The organism is Lysinibacillus sp. GW247-5R2A, from assembly GCF_059424475.1.
In genome coordinates, this window is the sequence record NZ_JBWKZL010000001.1 from 136,229 (window position 1) to 156,982 (window position 20,754).

15 protein-coding genes are annotated in these 20,754 nt (G+C 38.6%); 5 read left to right on the forward strand and 10 right to left on the reverse strand.

Annotation, left to right across the window (positions count from 1 at the left end):
* Nucleotide 1: 1 nt before the first annotated feature.
* Complete coding sequence (locus AC07YC_RS00615) at nt 2-1,246, reverse strand: Zn-dependent hydrolase (RefSeq protein WP_336634050.1); 1,245 nt, start codon at nt 1,244-1,246, stop codon at nt 2-4.
* A 141-nt stretch (nt 1,247-1,387) separates the two neighbouring features.
* Here AC07YC_RS00615 and AC07YC_RS00620 point away from each other — a divergent pair, with 141 nt between their 5' ends.
* From AC07YC_RS00620 to AC07YC_RS00630, 3 genes are all read left to right on the forward strand, one after another.
* Nucleotides 1,388-2,557, forward strand: coding sequence for a PucR family transcriptional regulator (locus tag AC07YC_RS00620; protein ID WP_036147677.1), 1,170 nt, complete (start codon nt 1,388-1,390; stop codon nt 2,555-2,557).
* 170 nt (nt 2,558-2,727) lie between these two features.
* A complete protein-coding gene (locus AC07YC_RS00625) occupies nt 2,728-4,089 on the forward strand; it encodes an aspartate aminotransferase family protein (protein WP_494918092.1) in 1,362 nt (453 codons plus the stop codon).
* Between the two features lie 12 nt (nt 4,090-4,101).
* Nucleotides 4,102-5,622: a CoA-acylating methylmalonate-semialdehyde dehydrogenase gene (locus AC07YC_RS00630; protein ID WP_494918093.1), complete on the forward strand. Its 1,521-nt coding sequence runs from the start codon at nt 4,102-4,104 to the stop codon at nt 5,620-5,622.
* A 96-nt stretch (nt 5,623-5,718) separates the two neighbouring features.
* Here the strand turns inward: AC07YC_RS00630 and AC07YC_RS00635 are convergent, their stop codons facing one another.
* The 5 genes from AC07YC_RS00635 to AC07YC_RS00655 form a co-directional block, all read right to left on the reverse strand.
* Nucleotides 5,719-6,051: a DUF378 domain-containing protein gene (locus tag AC07YC_RS00635; protein ID WP_036124637.1), complete on the reverse strand. Its 333-nt coding sequence runs from the start codon at nt 6,049-6,051 to the stop codon at nt 5,719-5,721.
* A gap of 172 nt (nt 6,052-6,223) precedes the next feature.
* Nucleotides 6,224-6,721 (reverse strand): methylated-DNA--[protein]-cysteine S-methyltransferase, encoded by a 498-nt coding sequence (locus AC07YC_RS00640; RefSeq protein WP_494918095.1) that lies wholly within the window; start codon nt 6,719-6,721, stop codon nt 6,224-6,226.
* Complete coding sequence (locus AC07YC_RS00645; protein WP_494918096.1) at nt 6,708-7,622, reverse strand: DNA-3-methyladenine glycosylase family protein; 915 nt, start codon at nt 7,620-7,622, stop codon at nt 6,708-6,710. Before AC07YC_RS00645 ends, AC07YC_RS00640 begins: the two co-directional genes overlap by 14 nt.
* A 13-nt stretch (nt 7,623-7,635) precedes the next feature.
* Complete coding sequence (locus tag AC07YC_RS00650) at nt 7,636-8,193, reverse strand: bifunctional transcriptional activator/DNA repair enzyme AdaA (protein WP_494918097.1); 558 nt, start codon at nt 8,191-8,193, stop codon at nt 7,636-7,638.
* Nucleotides 8,194-8,217: 24 nt separating this feature from the next.
* Nucleotides 8,218-8,985: an isocitrate lyase/PEP mutase family protein gene (locus AC07YC_RS00655; RefSeq protein WP_494918098.1), complete on the reverse strand. Its 768-nt coding sequence runs from the start codon at nt 8,983-8,985 to the stop codon at nt 8,218-8,220.
* A 195-nt stretch (nt 8,986-9,180) separates the two neighbouring features.
* On the opposite strand from AC07YC_RS00655, the gene AC07YC_RS00660 reads away from it, so the two are divergent.
* Nucleotides 9,181-11,001: a sensor domain-containing diguanylate cyclase gene (locus AC07YC_RS00660; protein ID WP_494918099.1), complete on the forward strand. Its 1,821-nt coding sequence runs from the start codon at nt 9,181-9,183 to the stop codon at nt 10,999-11,001.
* A 90-nt stretch (nt 11,002-11,091) separates the two neighbouring features.
* On the opposite strand, the gene AC07YC_RS00665 is transcribed toward AC07YC_RS00660, so the two are convergent.
* Nucleotides 11,092-12,390 carry an MFS transporter gene (locus AC07YC_RS00665; RefSeq protein ID WP_494918100.1) on the reverse strand — a complete coding sequence of 433 codons (1,299 nt, stop codon included), beginning with the start codon at nt 12,388-12,390 and terminating at the stop codon, nt 11,092-11,094.
* A gap of 22 nt (nt 12,391-12,412) precedes the next feature.
* Complete coding sequence (locus AC07YC_RS00670; protein ID WP_494918101.1) at nt 12,413-14,446, reverse strand: CocE/NonD family hydrolase; 2,034 nt, start codon at nt 14,444-14,446, stop codon at nt 12,413-12,415.
* Between the two features lie 256 nt (nt 14,447-14,702).
* On the opposite strand from AC07YC_RS00670, the gene AC07YC_RS00675 reads away from it, so the two are divergent.
* The gene (locus AC07YC_RS00675; protein ID WP_336634060.1) at nt 14,703-15,416 is read left to right on the forward strand and encodes a TetR/AcrR family transcriptional regulator; all 714 of its coding nucleotides are present in this window, start codon (nt 14,703-14,705) and stop codon (nt 15,414-15,416) included.
* 55 nt (nt 15,417-15,471) lie between these two features.
* Here the strand turns inward: AC07YC_RS00675 and dinG are convergent, their stop codons facing one another.
* Both dinG and AC07YC_RS00685 read right to left on the reverse strand, forming a co-directional pair.
* Nucleotides 15,472-18,243 (reverse strand): ATP-dependent DNA helicase DinG, encoded by a 2,772-nt coding sequence (gene dinG, locus AC07YC_RS00680; protein ID WP_494918102.1) that lies wholly within the window; start codon nt 18,241-18,243, stop codon nt 15,472-15,474.
* Between the two features lie 214 nt (nt 18,244-18,457).
* Nucleotides 18,458-20,578 (reverse strand): 5'-nucleotidase C-terminal domain-containing protein, encoded by a 2,121-nt coding sequence (locus AC07YC_RS00685; RefSeq protein WP_336634062.1) that lies wholly within the window; start codon nt 20,576-20,578, stop codon nt 18,458-18,460.
* Between the last annotated feature and the right edge of the window lie 176 nt (nt 20,579-20,754).

Consider the following 20,754-nt stretch of genomic DNA (forward strand, 5'->3'; position numbering starts at 1 on the left):
TTTAATGCCATGTATACGTTTCGCTCATACTAAATTTTGTTTGTAGCGTTAGAACTGTTTCTAGTAAAATATCTGCTCCCTTTGCACAATCCTCAAAGGTTGTTTTCTCTTCCTCACAATGACTCTTCCCCTGAATACTAGGAACAAAAATCATTGCCGATGGAACCATACTCGCCATATACTGGGCATCGTGTCCTGCTCCACTAAACATGCGATGTGCAGTATAACCGAAGCTCTGACAGGCTCTTTCTACCTCATTACAAATAGCTGTATCAAAATACACGGTTTCTCTACCCCATAGCTTTACTGGGTGGATATTACATCCTCCTGCCGTTTCGGGTAGCGCATGAAGAATATCCTCAACTTGTTCCATCACCTCAGGATCTTGATGACGAGAATCAATCGTAAATGTCACCTGATTAGGGATGACTGTGTGAATATTTGGCGAAACATTCAGACGGCCAAATGTAAACACTAATTGCTCATCAATCTTTCCTAATTGCTCATGTAACTCTGTTATGAGCGTTGAGGCAACAATCATCGGGTCTTTCCGCATTGACATAGGCGTCGTTCCAGCATGGTTCGATTGCCCTGTAATCGTAATTTCGTAGCAAACCATGCCAAGCACACCTTCTACAACCCCAATTTCACGTTGTTTCGCTTCTAACACCGGCCCTTGTTCAATATGCAATTCGATATAAGCTAGTGCTTCCTTCAGACGATTGGCTTGCTCTCCCTCATACCCACTTGCTTGTAACGCTTCATGGAAGCGAACACCATTTTTATCTGTGGATTGGAGCATCTTTTCTTTGGCAAATTTAGAGGTAATTACCCCCGAACTCATCATTGCTGGGTCAAAGCGAGCCCCTTCTTCATTCGTAAAATTGACAATCATGAGCGGAATATCCACTTCAATTTCATTTTCTTTAATCGTTCGAATTGCCTCGATAGCCGTTAAGATGCCTAATACACCATCGAATCTTCCACCCTTTTCCACCGAATCTAAATGGGAACCCATAACGATTGGTGGCACATCTTTTTTCCCAGCAAGAGTCGCATAAATATTGCCCATATCATCCACATGAATATCCATACCTAAAGCTTCACAACACTCACAAAAATAGTTTCGTGCTAATACATCCTCATCCGAAAGAGACAAACGTGTGACGCCACCATTTTCAGTAGCCCCAAATTGACTAAATTGTTCAATTAACTCTTGCAATCGTCTACTATTACATTTATACATATGCAAGTCCTCTCTTTCACAGTAGTTATTAAACATTCTAAAATAGATAAAATTTGAGAGATATGGATAGAAAACTAAAAAAATATGTGCAACTGCACATCATATATGGTAAGTTATGTTCATAATTAAGGGGGGGGAAATATGGGGACGATTCGTAAAATTGTGGAGGGAGTTCAATTCCCAATGCTCACATTAGTCGCTGGACATAGTGGTACGTATCGAAGAGTTACTGGTATTAATGTTGTTGAAAGCAATGATTTAATCATGTTTTGTAGACCCAATGAATTAGTCGTCACAACTGGTATTCATTTAGATGCAGATGTAAATTCATTAGAACAACTTGTGAAACAAGCCTACGCTAAAAAAGTAGCTGGTTTTATTATTAATACAGGTCCATTCATTCCTAATATTCCAGAGGCCGTCATCTCATTTGCCAATCAATATGATTTCCCTATTTTTCAAATGCCATGGAATTTTCGAATTGCCGATCTATTAAAAACGACCTTTCAGTTTATCGCCAACCACCATCAGGAGCTATCCATCGAAGAAAAGGTTCTGTTCAATTTATTATTCCATTACAAACAAAACGCTAACACCATGAAGGATCAGCTAGCACAGCTCGGTTTTCCTCAAGGGAGAGAATTAGCCATCATTACTTGCACAACGGTCGGCACTCAAGCCTCCATTGATCGATATGAGGTATTGGTGCAATTCGCTTTTCAAAATCGCTATCAACGCTTCTTAAAATTAAAACATAAAAACTACCTCATCTTTTTAATTGATAAAACACAGATCAATACACCAAATATACCCTTCTCAAAAATCGTTGAAGAAATCTATGAAAAAATTACGTTAAAAAATGGTTGCTTGGATATGATTATTGGAAAAGGCAACTATCACAAAGAGCTTGAAAATGTCCGTAAAAGCTATGATGAATCATTAACGGTCATTCATTTAGCGCAGCTCCACAACAATCGTTTTTTATATAAATATAAAGAAATAGGTGCCTATAAAATTATTATGGCTGTGCAAAATCAATCACTCATGAAATCCTTCAGCCAAGATATTCTTGGTCATCTCTATCACTATGATGATGTGCACAACACAGATTATGTACCATTTTTACGCATTTTTCTTGAGGAAAATGGCAGTACAAGTAGGATTAGTGAGCGTCAGTTTATTCATCGCAACACGGTTCTTTATAAAATAAAAAAAATTGAAATGCTTTTAGATATGGACTTGAGTAATCCCTTTACTAAGACAAATTTGTATATTGCCTTTTTAATAGAGGATGTTTTAACACATCAATAGTAGCTATGTAGCCATTTAATTATCCGAATTTTCTATCATGAAATATTCCTTCTAAAACTCTTAAGACATACATATAAAGTACAAATGGGGTCGACTTTGCATTTTTGTTGTCCACATCTGACTTAAGACGTATGTATGTTCAGCCATTACCTGTTTAAGGAGTGAATGTAGTGACCAATGTAACAAGACCAAATTGGCAAGTCAAAGATGAACAATTTGTATGGCACTCCATGAAGCCATACAACCCAAAAGCAACGATGATTGTCCAATCTTCTAAGGGTGCCTGGATTACTGACACTGAGGGAAAACGCTATTTAGATGCTATGGCAGGTTTATGGTGTGTAAATGTGGGCTATGGTCGAGAGGCAATTGCTAAAGTTGCTTATGATCAATTACTAGAAAATACGTATACACCTTTATCTGTCGGACATATCCCAGCCATTCAATTAAGTGAAAAGATTAGTGAATTATTAGGAGATGATTATGTCGTCTTTTACTCGAACAGTGGTTCTGAAGCGAATGAAGCTGCCTTCAAAATCGCTCGCCAGTATCATCAACAAAAAGGACATGTCAATCGAACGAAAATCATTTCTCGTTATCGTGCTTATCACGGGAGCTCCATGGGCGCTTTAGCGGCAACTGGACAAGCTCAGCGAAAATACAAATATGAGCCATTGGCACCTGGTTTTATCCATGTCACGCCACCTGATTCGTATCGTGCCAATGAAGACCATATTAAAAGTAAAGATCCATGTGCATTGCCATCCGTCCAAGCAATCGACCATGTCATGACTTGGGAAATGTCTGATTCTATTGCTGCTGTAATTATGGAGCCAATCATTACTGGCGGCGGTGTGATCATGCCCCATGAGAATTACTTACAAGGGGTTAAAGCAGTTTGTGAAAAACATGGCGCATTATTAATTGTGGATGAAGTGATTTGTGGCTTTGGGCGTACAGGCAAAGCTTTTGGTTTCCAAAACTACGGCATACAGCCTGATATTGTGACCATGGCTAAAGGCTTAACGAGCGCTTATATGCCACTATCTGCTACTGCTGTTCGACGTGAAATTTATGAGGCTTTTGCAGGAAATGATGATTACGACTTCTTCCGCCATGTTAACACCTTTGGTGGCTCGCCAGCTGCCTGTGCCGTGGCATTAAAAAACATTGACATTATGGAAGAGGAAAATTTATTTAATTATTCCGCTACGCTAGGAGAAACACTCCTTAAAACTTTACGAGCGCAATTAAAGGAACACCCATATGTCGGGGATATTCGTGGAAAAGGGCTTTTGATCGGTATAGAGCTTGTACAAGACAAAAAGAGCAAAGCCCCACTAGATGTTACACTCGTTAATAAAGTTATTGCGCAATGTAAGGAGCAGGGGCTAATTATTGGCAAGAACGGTGTAACTGTTGCAGGCTACAATAATGTTTTAACGCTATCTCCTCCACTAATCGTCTCCTCTGAGGAGATTGACTTCCTTGTGGAAAAATTCACCCAAGCCTTACATGCTATAAAATTGTAGGAGGACAGCTCAATGATAACGAATACAGATATTCAAGAATTAGGTCATTTTATGAATGGACAAACTGTTTTAGGAAAAAGTGGACATTTTTCTGATGTATACAATCCAAGCACGGGTACTGTCATTGCGAGAGTGCCCCTAGCAACACAACAAGAGGTAAAAGAAGCGATTAATGCTGCCCAAAAGGCATTCCCTGCATGGCGCGCATTATCCGTTGGGAAACGAGCAGAAATTATGCTCAAGTTTCGCCAATTACTAACGGACAATATGGATGAGCTCATCGATATGATTTGTAAGGAAAGCGGCAAAACTAAAGAAGATGCCAAGGGCGAAATTACACGTGGTTTAGAATCGGTTGATTTGGCCATCAATGCCCCACACTTACTAAAAGGAGAGTATTCCGTTAATGTGGGTGGTCAAATTAATGCTTATTCCACAAAAGCACCATTAGGCGTAGTGGCTGCCATTTCACCATTCAACTTTCCTGTTATGGTCCCACTAGCCATTACAAGCATGGCTGTCGCTGTTGGAAACTGTGTAATTTTAAAGCCATCCGAGCGTGTCCCTTGTTCTGCGCTATATTTATCAGAGCTATGGTCAAAGGCAGGTTTACCAGATGGCGTATGGACGGTCATCAACGGTGATAAAGATGCTGTCAATGAGCTGTTATCCAATCCACTTATTGAAGCCGTTTCCTTTGTAGGGTCCACTCCTGTTGCAGAAGCTATTTACGCCACAGCTTCTAAACATGGGAAACGTGTGACGGCGCTAGGTGGCGGGAAAAATAATATGGTTGTCATGCCAGACGCTGATTTAGAGCATGTCGCAAATGCTTTTTTAGGAGCAGCCTATGGGGCAGCTTCTCAACGGTGTATGGCGATTTCTACCATTATCCCAGTAGGGGAGGATACGGCGAATAAATTAGTCACGATCCTAGCTGATAAAATTGCCAAATTAAAAGTGGGACCTTATACAGACCCCGACGTTGATTTCGGTCCAGTTATTACACAGCATTCGAAGGAAACGATTATTGGCTATATTGATCGTAGCCTGCAGGAAGGCGCAAGCATTGTTTGTGATGGACGAAATCCCGAAATTGCCAAACAATCAAAAGGGTTTTATCTAGGTCCTACTCTCCTCGATCATGTTAAACCAGGGATGGAAATGTATGAGCAGGAGGTTTTTGGGCCAGCCCGCAATATGGTTCGTGTGGATTCATTGGATGAAGCGATTGCCTTAATCAATGCCCATGAACTAGGTAATGGCGTGACAATTTTTACGAATGATGGTGCAGCTGCTCGTAAATTCACCACTGAAATTGAAGTAGGGATGGTTGGCGTGAACGTACCTATCCCCATTCCAGTAGGCTATCATAATTTTGGTGGCTGGAAACGCTCAAGATTTGGTGAGGGACACATGTTTGGACCAGATCAGGTACGCTTCTTTACAAAAACAAAGACCATTTCAGAAAAATGGATCACACAGGATCATGACACTACATCATCCTTTGCCTTCCCAAGCAATCAAGCATAAACAAACTTGCGTAGTCGTTGAATGGACTACGCGAGTTTTTCCTCTATTTGAAAAAAACTGACGAACCAAATATGGCCACCAGTTTTTATCATAAGCTTACATATTGTCTTTCTTCTCCACTTTTTTCACTTCAGTTGTCTTCTTTACTTCAGTGAAATCTGCTTCTTCCCCAGCCTCCATGCCATAGCTAGGATTTCGATCGATACGTGTATAAGTATCTATGTCTTCCTCGTCTTCAAATCGCTTCACCAAAATTGGTAAAGTAATTAAACCAGCGATTCCGACTAGTGCGTAAATCCATCGCGATAAAACCGCTGTTTGCCCGCCAAATAAATAAGCCACTAAATCAAACCTAAAGAATCCAATGAGTCCCCAGTTAATTGCCCCTATAATGACTAACACTAATGCGATTCTATAGAGCACGCTCATGAGTACACCTCCTTTATCATTTTTACTCCTAGCTAATTTTTTTAGCAGAGAGGTGTCATAAGAAGCGATAAAATGATAAAGACTAGTCATTAAAACCGCCATATTGACGGTCTTATTTTTTGCAATAACCACTTTTTTATACAGGTCGAGGTGCCAGATGGACTAGGTGTAATTAGCCTTTTTTGGTATTGCCCTTTATTTGATGAGATTGTTCATGTTGAAGAAGCCATTCTTTACGCCACATTCCACCACCATATCCAGTCAAAGATCCATTAGAGCCAATAATTCGATGACAAGGAACGACGATACTAATATTATTTTTACCATTGGCACTCCCAACAGCTCTCACTGCTTTTTCATTGTGAATAGCCACAGCTATATCTTTATAGGAAGCTGTTTCACCGTAGCCTACGTTAGGTAAAGCATGCCAAACGGCTTGTTGGAAGTCTGTTCCTTTAAAAACATAGGGAAAAGAAAATTCACGTCGTTCACCAATAAAATATTCATGTATTTGCTTAGCACATTCAAGTAGGACTGCTGGTGTGTCTTGTTGAGGAACATGGATGAGCTCTTCTCGTTCTGCAAAATTAATGCCATCAATTGCTTCTTCATGTCCTTCGATTTCAATCATGCCAATCGGTGATTTATAATCTAATTTAAACAGTTTCATATAATGACCTCCATAAATAAAAGGTGGCATAAGCCTGCCATCCTTGCCAATGTTGCGAATAGTGGGTGATCTCCTCAATCGTAGGTTTTCGTTCTAAACCTAATTGCCTTTTTAGAGCATTATGTAGACCCACATCTGCTATGGGGAATGCGGATAGCTCTTGGAAAGATTTCATTAGCACATAATCGGCCGTCCATGCCCCAATGCCCCGAATAGCCATTAAACTTTTTTTCATATCCTCGTAGTCCTTTTTTTGACGCAGCATTTCTTTTGTCAATTGGCCGCTCGCTATACATTTCGCAATATCAATGATGTACTCTGCTTTTCTTTGCGTAAACTGAAGGTTCCTTAAATCCTCCACTTGAATAGTAGCGATTGTTTCAGGTGTTGGAAATAACCAGTGGCTTTCCCCTTCAAAGGTAACACGGTCTCCAAATTGTTCAACGAAGCGCTTTTTAAGTGTATAGGCAAACGTTAAATTAATTTGCTGTCCAATAATAGCCCACACGAGAGCCTCGAATAAGTCAGGTATTCCCAATAAACGTAATCCTCTATATTTTTCTGTCAAGGGCTGTAAAATATTATCCTTGTTAGCCATCTGATAAAAACAAGCCAAATCCGTTTCTAAATCAAACCATTCTATAAGATAGCGGACAATTCCTTCTCTGTCATGGAGTGATGGCTGATTCATCGGAAATTCTACTTTCATTTTATAAGCTTGCTCACTTATTCTACATACAATTAGCTGACCCTTTATTTTTAGTAATTTAAAGAGAACATCCTCTTTTATTTGGTGGAGAATTTCTTGTTTGGATCGTTTTAAAAACATCCAACACTCTGTAAAATTAAATTCCGCTGGCGGTTCGATTTCTACATAATGAGCGTGATTCATCCAGTTCATAGCCTTCCCCTTCCTATAAAAGATTTCGATATTGTGTGGGTGAACAATTTTTTAATCGTCGAAACACTTTATAGAAGTTAGATGGACTTTGAAATCCAACTTCATAGCAAATTTCCAAATTTGTATAGTCTGTATGTTTTAAAAGGTGGGCCGCCTTATCAATTCTTATTTTTTCAAGATAGGCTCTAGGCGTCTCCGCTGTCACTTGTTTAAATAGTCGCTCAAGATGGAATGGACTAATACCAACATGCTCTGCCATATCCTGCAAGGTTACCTTTTGTTTATACGCACTAATGATAAAAGCAGTTACCTGTTGAATCAATTGTGTATGTGGTGAACATTCGATTTCAGGCTGACATCGTTTACAAGCACGATAGCCCGCTGTCTCGACTTCTTGAATAGATTCATAAAAATCAACATTCATCTTTTTTGGCTTTCTTGATTTACAGGAAGGACGGCAATAAATCTTAGTCGTTTTAACCGCCGTATAAAATAGTCCATCATAGGTTTGATCACACGCTATAATCTTTTCCCACTTCTCCTCAAAGGATAAATGGATTGCATTGTCCACGAATGGCTCACCTCACTTTCAAGATTACACATATAAAGAAGAAGTATCTTGATCTTTTACTAATTGTGCAGCATCCTCTGTCAAATAAGCAATGATTTTATCCGAAAGTGCATTGCCAAAACTCATGCGTCTTACCCCTAATTCTTTTAATGTTTGGCAATTTGTTAAACCTGGTAAAGAAAGTAGATTAATCGGTGCATCCACATTGCTTGTGATAGCTCTTATTTCATCCACATTTGTTAAGCCTGGGATAAAAACACCACTTGCTCCGCTTTGGACATAAGCTATTGCTCTAGCCATCGTTTCTTGATATGGCTGTTCAACTTGAAAATACGTATCTGTTCTAGCATTAATAAAAAAATTTGGATAACCACGATTATCTAACATAGACCTCATATTTGTAAGTAAATGACAGTGTTCTGTAAGACTTCTTAAGCCTACTTGATGTTTAAATGAATCTTCAATATTAATCCCTGCTACTCCAACATCTGCCGTCCTTAACACATTATCGATAATGCTTCGTTCATCATGACCATACCCCGCTTCAATATCCGCTGATACGGGGATATTTACTTGCTCTGTTATAGCTTGAATAATGGCCAAATGACGCTGAAAATCAATCAGTTCCCCGTCTGCATGGCCCAGTGAATTCGCAATTCCCCAACTAGTTGTACCAATCGCCTGAAAACCTGCTTTTTCTAATATGATCGCTGATAACACATCCCAAGCATTCCCTAAAAATAAAAGCTCCTGCGACTCATGTAAATCATTGAATTTCTGAATGTTTGACATATTGAAAGCCTCCCTATCATTTACTAGACCTCATATTATCAGGAAATTCCCATTTATTTCGTCCTCAATCTTGCTGTTATAGTCTATAATAAGGAGGTATCAATTAACTTAAATTTCTAAAAAGAGAAAATTAAACAAATGTTGTAGCTATTCAACTTCACCTAGTAACGGTAGAATGGGAGCAATGAATTTTTGATGAACAACAAAAGGATCAGAAAAACTCTGTTATTAATTTGTTTTACCCTTTCTTTTATCATCCTTCTATCACCTGTAAGTGCTATGAGCCCAACAGATGAGCTAGTAGACCCTATTATAGTAGGAGAGCATTTTGAAATTTTTCGAGATCCTTCAAAAAAGGTCACTATTGAAGATATATTAAACGGCACTTATGACCATCTCTTTGTGGCCAGCGATCAACCCTATCCATTCTTTTGGCATACTCAAGATACCATTTGGTTACGCTTATCTATGGACAAGATTTTATTAGATAAAGAGGAAACTTATTGGCTAGAGGTGACAGATAAATTAGATAGCATTGAGTTGTACTCGGTAAAAGCGGACGGCTCCTATAATGTGCAACGAAGAGGCATTGCTAATCTAGGGGAACAATCACTTCCATCTCGTTCTAATTTATTTCATATCCAAGACCCTTCTACTCAAGAAATTTTTATTAAGCTAGATGGGGCATTACCACTAAGTATTACCTCCTTTTTATATACGGAAATAAGTTTTACAAATAAGATAAGTGAATATAAATTTTTAACTGGCATTTTCTATGGTTTTTTATCAGCTCTATTAATTTATAACTTATTTTTATTTTTTTCACTGAAGGATAAAGCTTACTTTTTCTATGTTTTATATATGCTAAGTTTTATTTTCTATCAAGCAACGTTAAATTCACTAGACATAGAATTATTGGGCAATTGGTTATCGCAAGAATTTTTTATTAAATCATTAACCATTAGCGGCAATCTACTGCTTTTATTTATGCTCCTATTTTGTCTTCAGTTTTTGGAGTTGAAAAAATTTCTACCGTCATTCCATACAATCGGAAAACTACTTTTATGGATCACCATCTGTTCTTTAATGGCATCTTTTATTCTTCCTGACGTTGCATTTATTAATAATTTCACAACTACCTTTGCGGTCATAGTCTTTATCTTTCTATGGCTGTCTGGCATTTTCGTTTTCAAAAAAGGGCAAAAGATGGCTCGATACTATATCATTGGCTGGACAGTTTTACTAAGCTCCATCATTGTTCAAGCGCTGGCCTTTTTAAGTATTATTCCATTCCATCCTCGAGTTTTTGAGGAAGTACCAGCCATAGGTGCTATTTTTGAATCCATTTTTTTATCTTTAGCATTGGGTGATAAAATCAACATTATTAAAAAAGAACATCAACTCATGCAAGAAACATTAAATGAGACATTAGAGTATAAAGTTCAGGAACGGACAAAAGAGCTTGAATCAGCCAAGCTTGAGCTTGAAGCATTAGCAAACACAGACCGACTCACTCAAATACCAAATCGTGTACGCTTAGATGACGTATTAGAAAAAGAATTTGAACAAGCTACAGAAAATGGCACACCCCTATCGATTATCTTGTTGGATATTGATCATTTTAAAGCTGTGAATGATGAATTTGGCCATCAAGTGGGTGATCTTGTATTACGTCATGCAGCAGACATTTTGAAAAATCATGTACGAGTAGAAGACATCGTGGGTAGATGGGGCGGCGAGGAATTTTTAGTTGTTTGTCCACATACTCGCTTAAAGGATGCTGTGCAACTGTCTGAAAATCTACGACAGCAGCTTGAACAACATTCATTTCCAGTTGTTCATCAAAAGACGAGTAGCTTTGGTGTGACAAGCATTGTCATTGGTGATACGATTCATACCTTATTATCAAGATGTGATAAAGCTTTATATCAGGCAAAGGAATATGGTAGAAACCGTGTGGAATTTTTACAGAATGAAATAAATGCAGAGACTAATCAAGAGGCGTCCACCCTGTGATACCTCTTGACGAAAAAGATGACTTCGGCTTATACCAAAGTCATCTTTTATTTCATTGAAAGACGTTCTATGAATTTTTTTGAAGCTAAATTAAGTAAGTACCTGTTCCTTCGCAAGCCTTCTTTGTAATGCTATCTCCTTGCGTTTTTCTTTCGTTACACGTTGCCAAATGACTACTGTAACGAATCCAATTATAGCTAAACCTAATAATATACCGAAGAATACTTTATAGCCTGCTGTGCCACCCCAATAATCTAAACAAGCGCCTGCAATGATTGGCATAAAGATTTCCCCACTATAGCCAATAATCATTAGCGGCATGGATACTGTTCCAGTTGATTCAACAGGATAATCCCCTTCTACTAAAATAGCAAAATGCATCGCCTGCAAAGCATACATGGATGTATAAATAATCCCGATAAATATTAAAAGCATCAGGATAAAGGAAGCTTTGCCTGGTAATAAGATAAGTCCCACTAAGCCTAGTGCTAATAATATATAGCCGATTAACACCATATTAGACACACCGATCCGGTCACCAATAATGCCTGCACTAAAACTGCCGATTGGTCGACAATACTGAGAAAAGTAGCCTAAAGCAGCAGCAATTAACGTAGATGCACCAAATGCGGCTGTTGCATAAGGTGTGATGTAATAATAGCTAATGATCATCGCATAAGACGTAAAAATAAGAATAGTTGCAAGCCAAGTTGTTGGCATCTTTAACACTTTCCAAAAGACCGCCCAATCAAATGATTTACTGCCATCTTTATGCTCACTAGTTTCAGTCCCTTGATCGGGGTCTTTATAAAGCATCATAATCATGAATCCTAACAAAAGACAAATGACCGAATACACCGTAATAACCGCTGAGAGCGCCATTTTATCACTCATATGCTTCGCAAAAAAAGCAAATATCCCTAAAATCACAGCAGATTGAATAATATTGGTTACGCCACGGCCACCTTCAAAAAATCCAAAAGCTTTTCCTTGTTCATTTTCAGAACCTAAAGAACGTACTGCTTTTACTAGTGCTCCCCAAAATGTCATTATGGATGTGATTCCCCAAGCCGCATGGATGAGGAGAAGCACTGGATATGGTGGATACAGTAACAATGTAAAACCTAATAGCCCTGTGGCCACTAGAGAAATAGTTAATAAATATTTTGTTTTCCAACGATCTGCACAAAATCCTCCAAAGATATAGGAAATTAAACAACAAACACCATAGGCACTACCAAGTGTCCCCATTTGAGTATTCGTCAAATGAAATGCATCGAGAAAGACATCATAATAGTAATTTCTAAAATACGGTAATGCATAAATTAATGCACCTGAAACAGCTAAAATAACTAAAGTAGCTGTATTCTTTTTTAACTTAGCTTCCATATGTTTACCCCTTATATGTTATTTACAAGCCATGACGTTTAATTTTTTGATCCCATTCCTTATGGAAGACCGGTTTGTCATTTTCTTTGATCGCCATTTCCCCAACAATTTGGAAGTTTTCTAGAGTAGATGTTTTAGTAACCGTAATATCAGCATCAATCCACCAACCCTCACGACCTATTTTCATTTTTTGATAGATTGTATACTGAGCTGACAATGGATCAGCATTCGTTAAGGTTAATTCCCGCTTCAAATTATGTTCTACCGTGACATCAATGTCATCAAAGCGATATATCCCTTCACCAAAAACGCCTCCAACTCCATCTGTAATACATGTCCATGTATCTGTTAAAATATCGTATGAGATAGAACGATCCACTCTTCCTTCTTGGAGTGTTGTGATAGGTGTTAAAGGTGCACTCTCAGGATTCATATTTGGTCCAGCTATTTGATGTCCATGGAAGGTAGGCAATGTGAAAGTAGCTGTTTCAAGATTTAATGTCAATGTAGCATCTTCTGGCATCGGCCAAAACATAGGCCAAAATGTTGTGGCTAATGATAAGCGTAAACGATGCCCTGCTTTAAATTGATGTCCGCAGCAATCTAATTGCACAAAGGCTTTCACTTTTTCACCAGGAGCTAACAGTTCTACATGGTCATGACCATTCAAATGTGTTAAATTCATCACCCCATAAGATACACGAGTGACAGCTCCATTTGGTGCTACGTCTGACAACTGCGCAAATAGCATCGCATGTGGTTTATCACTCATTAATTCCACTTCAAACTTCGGATAACCCACAATCCCTAGTGGACTCTCTAGCATGTCCGTTTCAAAAACCATAGCCATTCCATCATCAACTCGTTGATCTGCTGGACTTTCGCCTAGTACTCCAGCACCCATCCATTCTCCCGATAATAGACCGTGATTTTGTGGTGTTTTTAATTGCACCTGTTCTTGTTGATCACTATGATGCTCTACTAATTTTCCATGTGTCAGTTGATACGCCTTCGTTTGTACCTCTTCCGCTGTTGGCCATGATTCCAGTCCAATCCAATAGCCACGGCTAACTGGTTTCTTAACAGAAGGTTCCATGCTTTCTTCAACCCAAACATTCACCATTGGTCCATCCATTACATCATTGTCAATTCCTTTTAACCAATGATCCCACCATTTCACAGCCTCTTGTAAAAAGCCCATTGCTGGACCAGGAACTCCATCATGTGGGTAAACATGTGCCCATGGACCAATAATGCCTTTTCTAGGAACAGAAAGCCCTTCCATTAAACTTAAGACTGTGTTCGTATAGGAATCTTCCCAACCATCTAGTGCAAAAACAGGGATTTCGATGTCATCGTAATTCTCACAAACTGAACCATGCTTCCAGTAGTCATCTCTTGTTTGATGCTCCATCCACTGTGCCATCCATAAAGGCATATTTTCTAAGCGTTCCATCCATTTTTCACGCCAGCTATCGCCAACAATGTGAGGGTCAATCGGACGGAGTTGATACGCTAACATAATAGCGCCCCACCAGAAGTTATCATTTAACAAACAACCACCCTTATAGTGAATGTCATTGTTATAGCGATCATCCGTGAAGCCTACTGTAATAATCGCCTTTAATGCCTTTGGTCTGCGAGCAGCTACTTGCAGAGAGTTAAATCCGCCCCATGATTTCCCCATCATCCCGATATTACCATCACACCAGCTTTGATTAGCAATCCATTCAATGACTTCAAGCGCATCATCCTGCTCCTGCTTTAAATACTCATCTTTTAATAAGCCATCTGACTCACCAGAGCCTCGCATATCTACACGTACAACAGCATAGCCATGCCCCGCAAAATACCCGTGCATAGGCTCATCTCTCGCTCTCGTTCCATCTGTTTTGCGATAAGGAATATACTCCAGAATAGCCGGTACTTTTTGTCCTGCCGCCACGGTCGGTAACCAAATTCGACTAGAAAGCTTTGTGCCGTCTGCTAATTCAATCCATGTGTTTTCAATCGTTTCATATGTACACTCAAATTGTGTCACAATTTTTTTACTCATTGAATAAATCCTCCCCTTGTGTTTGAGCTTTTTGTCCTTGCATCCACTTCGTCTAATTATTTCGAATCTTAATTATTTAGTAATCATGATTATAAAATAATTGTGATTAGTATATCATCTGAAAATCCAATGTACAACACTGAAAATGCTAAATGCTAATGCTATAATGGGAGATGGCAATAAAAATTGTTATGCTATAATAAGGATAAACTAGCTTATAAAATGGGAAATATATGAATTAAACTAATAATTTTACATGACCATTGTATGTCGGGAGGATATTACTTTGAAAAAAAAGGAAATACAAAGGAGTCGTATGTGGAAATACTTTGTAGACGCCACAGCGGAAATTATTGAAGAAGAAGGAATGGAAAATGTCACGATTAGAAAGGTTGCCGATAAGGCAGGTTATAACAGTGCAACCATTTACAATTATTTTTCAGAAATCTCTCATCTCCTCTTTTTTGCATCGATGAGATGCATGCAAGATTATACGAACGAAGTTGCTCGTTACATAGAAAGAGGCAAGGACCCTATTGATAAATATTTATTAGCTTGGGAATGTTTTTGCCAATACTCCTTCAAACAGCCACAAATTTTTCATGCCGTCTTTATTATGGATTTAGGGGAAACACCAGAAAAACTATTGGAAAATTATTATAACTTTTACCCCAATGATTTAATTAATATTCCTGAAGATTTAAAGACTATACTGTTTCAGCACAGCCTGACAAAACGGGGGCGTTCTATGTTAGAGATCGCTTTAAAAGAAGGCTATTTAACTGAGGGTAATGTGGATGCCATTAATGAAATCACCCTCTTAATTTGGCAAGGTATGTTTACTAACCTTTTAAATAATCGAAAAAGCTATGATGCCCAACAAGCAACAGAAATCGTTATGAGCTATATTACTAAGATTGTTCGAAATGCCAATCTTTTTGATGAGGAACATAACAACCAACAGTCATAAATGTATTGGCAACCACTTAAAAACCCCTTTTAGCTCATGCTAAAAGGGGTAATTGCTATTTTTGCCAATGATTCAGTTCTTTTAATAATTCGGGTAGCTGCAATTTCTTTACATCGATTGGCGGTAGTGCTTTAATAAATTCCTTCCCATAGGATTTGCTAGTTATTCGACGGTCTAGGACGATAAATGCGCCTTTATCCTGAGAGGAACGAATTAAGCGACCAAAGCCCTGCTTAAAGCGCATAATAGCTTCGGGTAATGACAACTCTGTGAAGGAATTGCGTCCTTGCGCTGTAAGATGCTTAGCTCTCGCCTTAAAGACAGGCTCTTCTGGTGAAGAGAATGGCAGCCGTACAACGATAACAGAGGCAAGAGCATCTCCAGGAACATCGACACCCTCCCAGAAACTGTTTGTTCCAAAAAGAACAGCATGGCTAAATTTTTGAAATGATTTCAGAATGCGCATACGGCTACCACCTGTAACACCTTGCGCAAAAAGCATATAATCATCTAAAAGTTCACTATCTTGAATGAGCTCGACTGTTTTCCGCAGCATATCCTGAGCTGTAAAGAGCACAAAGCAACGACCTTCCGTCATTCTAACAGTCCTCGTAATCGCATGAGCAACTGCCTCAATATATTCTTCTTGACTGACATGCTGAATGTCTGGCATATCCGTGACAATAAAAGCTTTTGCACCTGCGTAATAGGCTGGGGGTGCCTGTAGTTTTATCACTTCAACGCTATCAGAAATTCCTAATTGTCGTGTAACAAAGCGCTCATTGCCTGGTACCGTTAATGTACCTGATGTCCATACAATGCTCGCTTGCTTGCGAAGAGGTGCAAGCACTTGTTCAATAATCGGTGTGACATTGGCTGGCTTCTTAAAAACATGTAAACTGCCTGGAACACTTCGAACGTCGAATTCTAGCCAAACCGAACTTCCATCGTGCGATGACAGGAAAATGTCTTCCCACTCTGCAATTTTAATTTTCACTTCTCGAATCCAATAATGCCATTCGGATAAAATATACCTATCATTTTTATCTAACTGCTCAATATTATTTTCAAATCCTTGAGCTGCTTCAGTCGCAAGATCAAGCCATTGCTGCGTTAATTTGCTTACTTGTAAAAATGACTCTTTGGCAAGCGTTACATCCTCTATAAATAAGGTACACTTACTACTAGCTCGCTTGCCCTTCATCTGTTGTTGCATGCTTTGTGCTGCTCGTTGAATGGTCTCATCAAATGCACGCTGTAACCGTATAAATTGAGCATCCAGGCGCTGTAAACTTTGCATGGATACGCGCTGTTTCTTCTTCGCCGCATCACAAAAAAGTTGATAAAGTGCTGTGTCTTCCATTGTACCAATTTGACCAAAAATATATTTCCATTGCGTATAGGAGAAGACAATTTCATCCTGTTGCATCGCAGCCTGAATAAATTGATGTGCCTCATCAATGATCCAGCCATCTATTTGTGTAAATATCGGCGTTTGACGAACTAAATCACTTAAAACCATAGCATGGTTTGTCACGATACAGTCAGCAAATGCGCTGTTCTTTAACGCTTGTTCATAGAAATCAAAGCCTTTAGATGGTTTGTCATTTGGTATTTTGCGGATTTTCTCTAAAAACAGTTGTCCCCCACCTGAAACATTTAGCTCACTTAACACTCCGGTCTCTGTTTTCGTCAGCCAAACGAGAATCTGTAAAATAGAAAACGTATCATCATAGGATTCGTCCGCATATGCCATGGATTGTTCAAAACGATCTAGATCAATATAATGCTGCATCCCCTTGAGTACACAAATATTTACTTTTGTTCCCAAGATTTTTTCTATCTTTGGTAGCTCCTCCTCTACAAGCTGTTCTTGCAGATAGGATGTATAGGTACTGATCGCGATTTTTTTATGGACAGTACGAGCATATACGATGGCTGGCAGTAAATATCCCGCCGTTTTGCCAATACCCGTAGAGGCTTCAATTACGCATTCCTTTTGTTCATGTAGAGCTTGCCAAATCGTATCCATCATCTTGAATTGAGCTGGACGTTCCTCAAAATTGGGGAGGGCCTTTGTCATTAATGCCGTTTTATTAGCCACTGTTTGCGGATAATCAATTGTCTCTGATGCATGGTCATGTTTATTACGCCCATTACAAATCGCAAAATTCCGGTAATAATGCACATTCTCATTGCTTGTTTTATGTTGACGTTTTATTTGTAAGGCCTCGAAAAAAAGCTGAGAAATATTCGATTTTAAGCGAAATGAACGCTTATGCATTTGTTCTAATGTTAATTGAGGAAGATTTAAAAGCTCTTTCCAACAACATTTGAACAGCTCAGCAGTAGCACGAGCATCGTCGTCCGCTCGATGTGCATTGGCCAACTCTATATTTAATTCTGAAGCCAAGTCACCTAGCTTAAAGCCGAGTGACATCGGAAACAAAATTTTTGCCAGCTCTACAGTATCCATTTTTTTACCTTGCCACTTTGGAAGGCCAGCCCGTTTAAATTCCGCTTGTAAAAATGATAAGTCAAAATCGGCATTATGGGCTACAAAAACACAATCAGCCAGTAGCTCATATATGTAATCCGCATGTTCCTCAAAAGGGTATGAATCCTTAACATCCTCATTCGTTATATGCGTTAAATCTTGAATGAACGATGGAATGGCTTTTCCCGGGTTAATAAATTTCGTATAGGTACGCTCAATTTCCCAATCCTTCATAATAACAATGGCAATTTGAATCATCCGGTCCCCATTTGCTGGTGAATGACCCGTTGTCTCCAAATCCACAATGGCATATTTTTGACTTTCCATCATACATCTCAACTCACAGTTCACATTAGATAAGAAGAATTTTATCATATATTCGGTTCAGCGGCATCCTTTCTCCCCTATATGCCGTCTAATATTCAAACCCATTTGCTGCCGTACAATAAAAAACCGCAACCTCAAGGTTATCCTTAAGGTTGCGGAAATAGCGATGTGACAAATTTAAAGCGAATGTCGTTTGTAAGCTATTCTATCGAAGGTACTATTGCTTTTTAGCAACATCAACAATACGACCTTCTGCTGTTGTTTTCACTTCTTTTAATGATAGTAATTGCTCTTGTAGGTTTTCCCAATCAGATAAACCTAAATCTGTTACACGACCTTCTTCATATGCTTTAGCAAACATATCAAAGCCGTCTCCACCTTTAGCAGTGAAGGCATTTGTTGCCACTGTATATGTTTTACCATCTTCTAGTGCAACATACTTACCAGTTTTATCTAAATATTCGATTGAAACAACACGTGAGCCTGCTTCTTTTGATGAATCATATTGTAATTTCGCTCCACCAATGTGTAGGAAACCACCATTTTCTTTTGGTGCATTTTTCAAGGAAACTTCAAATGCTGCTTTAAGCTCAGCTCCTGTAGCATCCATTAATGCTAATGTGTTACCGAATGGTAATACTGTAATCACTTGTCCAACAGTGATATTGCCAGCTGGGATCGCTGCACGAATACCACCACCGTTTTGTAGTGCCATGACAACTGTTTTATCTGTATATTTTTGTGCTTTTGCCAACATACCATCTGTAATGATATTACCTAGAGCTGTTTCATTGCTACGTACACTTTCTAAGTTTGTTTCAGTTGCACGTGGATTTGCTAACTCCTGAGTAATTTTCACGCCGATTTCTTTGTTGTTGACTTCATCAATTTTTGCTTTATATGGCGCTAGTAATTTTACTAATGCTGCATCTTCAGCAACTTTACCAAGGTCGATTAATTCGCCACCATACTTAGTGACAACACCTTTGCCATCAAATGTTACATCCAATGTTCCTAAATATTTTACATATTCATTAGCTTGTACGATTAATGTTGCATCTTTTGCTTCGCCTACAGTATTTGTATCTACAACAAATGGCTCGTCTAATTTTGTATGGTCATGTCCACCTACAATTATATCGATTCCTGGTACATTTTTAGCTAGTAAAATATCATTATCTACATTTGGATTATCATTGTAACCAATATGTGTTAAAGCGATAATTTTATTAACGCCCATACCCTCAAATGCAGCTACCGCCTTTTTCGCTTCTTCAATATAGTTAGTAAATTTCACTTTACCTGGAGAAGCAATATCCAAAGTTTCTTCTGTTGTTAAACCGAAGATACCGACTTTTTCGCCATCAATTTCTTTTACAATACCTGAATAGATTTTACCGTTTTCAGGCTCACTTGAAACTAAATCTGTAAATAAGCCTGTAAATTTATCATCCGCTGAGAAATCTGTATTGGCACCCACAAATGGGAATTTAGCACCTTTAACAAAGTCTGCAAGTGCTTGATGTCCTTCAGGTGATGAACCTAAATCAAATTCATGGTTACCAAATACCATAGCATCAAAGCCAATTTCATTTAATAGCGCTAAATCTGCTTGACCATGGAATTCGTTGAAGTATAAAGTACCGCTAAATGCATCGCCAGCATGTAATGTTAAAACATTTTTCTTTGTTTCACGTTGCTCTTTTACAGCAGTTGCTAGTTTCGGTAATTCATTTGCGCGAGCATGTGTATCATTCACATGTAGAACTGATAATGTAAATGCATCTTCCGGTTTTTCAGGCGTTTCTGTGTTTAATTTTGTGAGAGCTTCTGCAATCAATGTTGCTAGTTGTCCACGTGTTACGCTTTTACTAGCTTCATGATTTTTAGCACCTTCTAATTCTGGTAAGTTAGGAATAGATGATAAGATTTTTGCCAAATCACCATGTGTAATCGTTTGGTTTGGACGGAATGTGTTGTCTCCATAGCCTGAAACAACTTTTAATCCTACTAATGCAGCGATTGGGCCGTAATACGTATTAGCTGTATCGATATCCTTAAAGTTTGGATTTACAACTTCTTTCGTGTCTAGCTTTAACGCGCCTGCAATCATTTTTGCAGCTTGTCCACGCGTGACATTTGTATCAGGTTTGAATGTACCATCTGGGAATCCACTAATAATACCTGCCGCATAAAGAGTCGAAATGCCCTTATAATCTGCATGACTTTCCTTTACATCCGAAAATGGACTAGCTGCTGATGCTGGTGCTGCTGCTACCGCTGTGATAGCCAATGCTGCTGCAGTAGCTGTTAAAAATTTGTTACGTTTATTTTCCATTACAAATGATACCTCCACTAGTAAAATGATGTACTAACAACTAAATTCTACATAAATATCTCATAAAATACTAGAACATTTGTAAAATTTTAATTTCACAAACTAGTTTAATAGTTAGAAAAACAAAATTTTACCAGTACTTTGGTAGTAGTTTTAACCACATAAAAAAAGGAGGA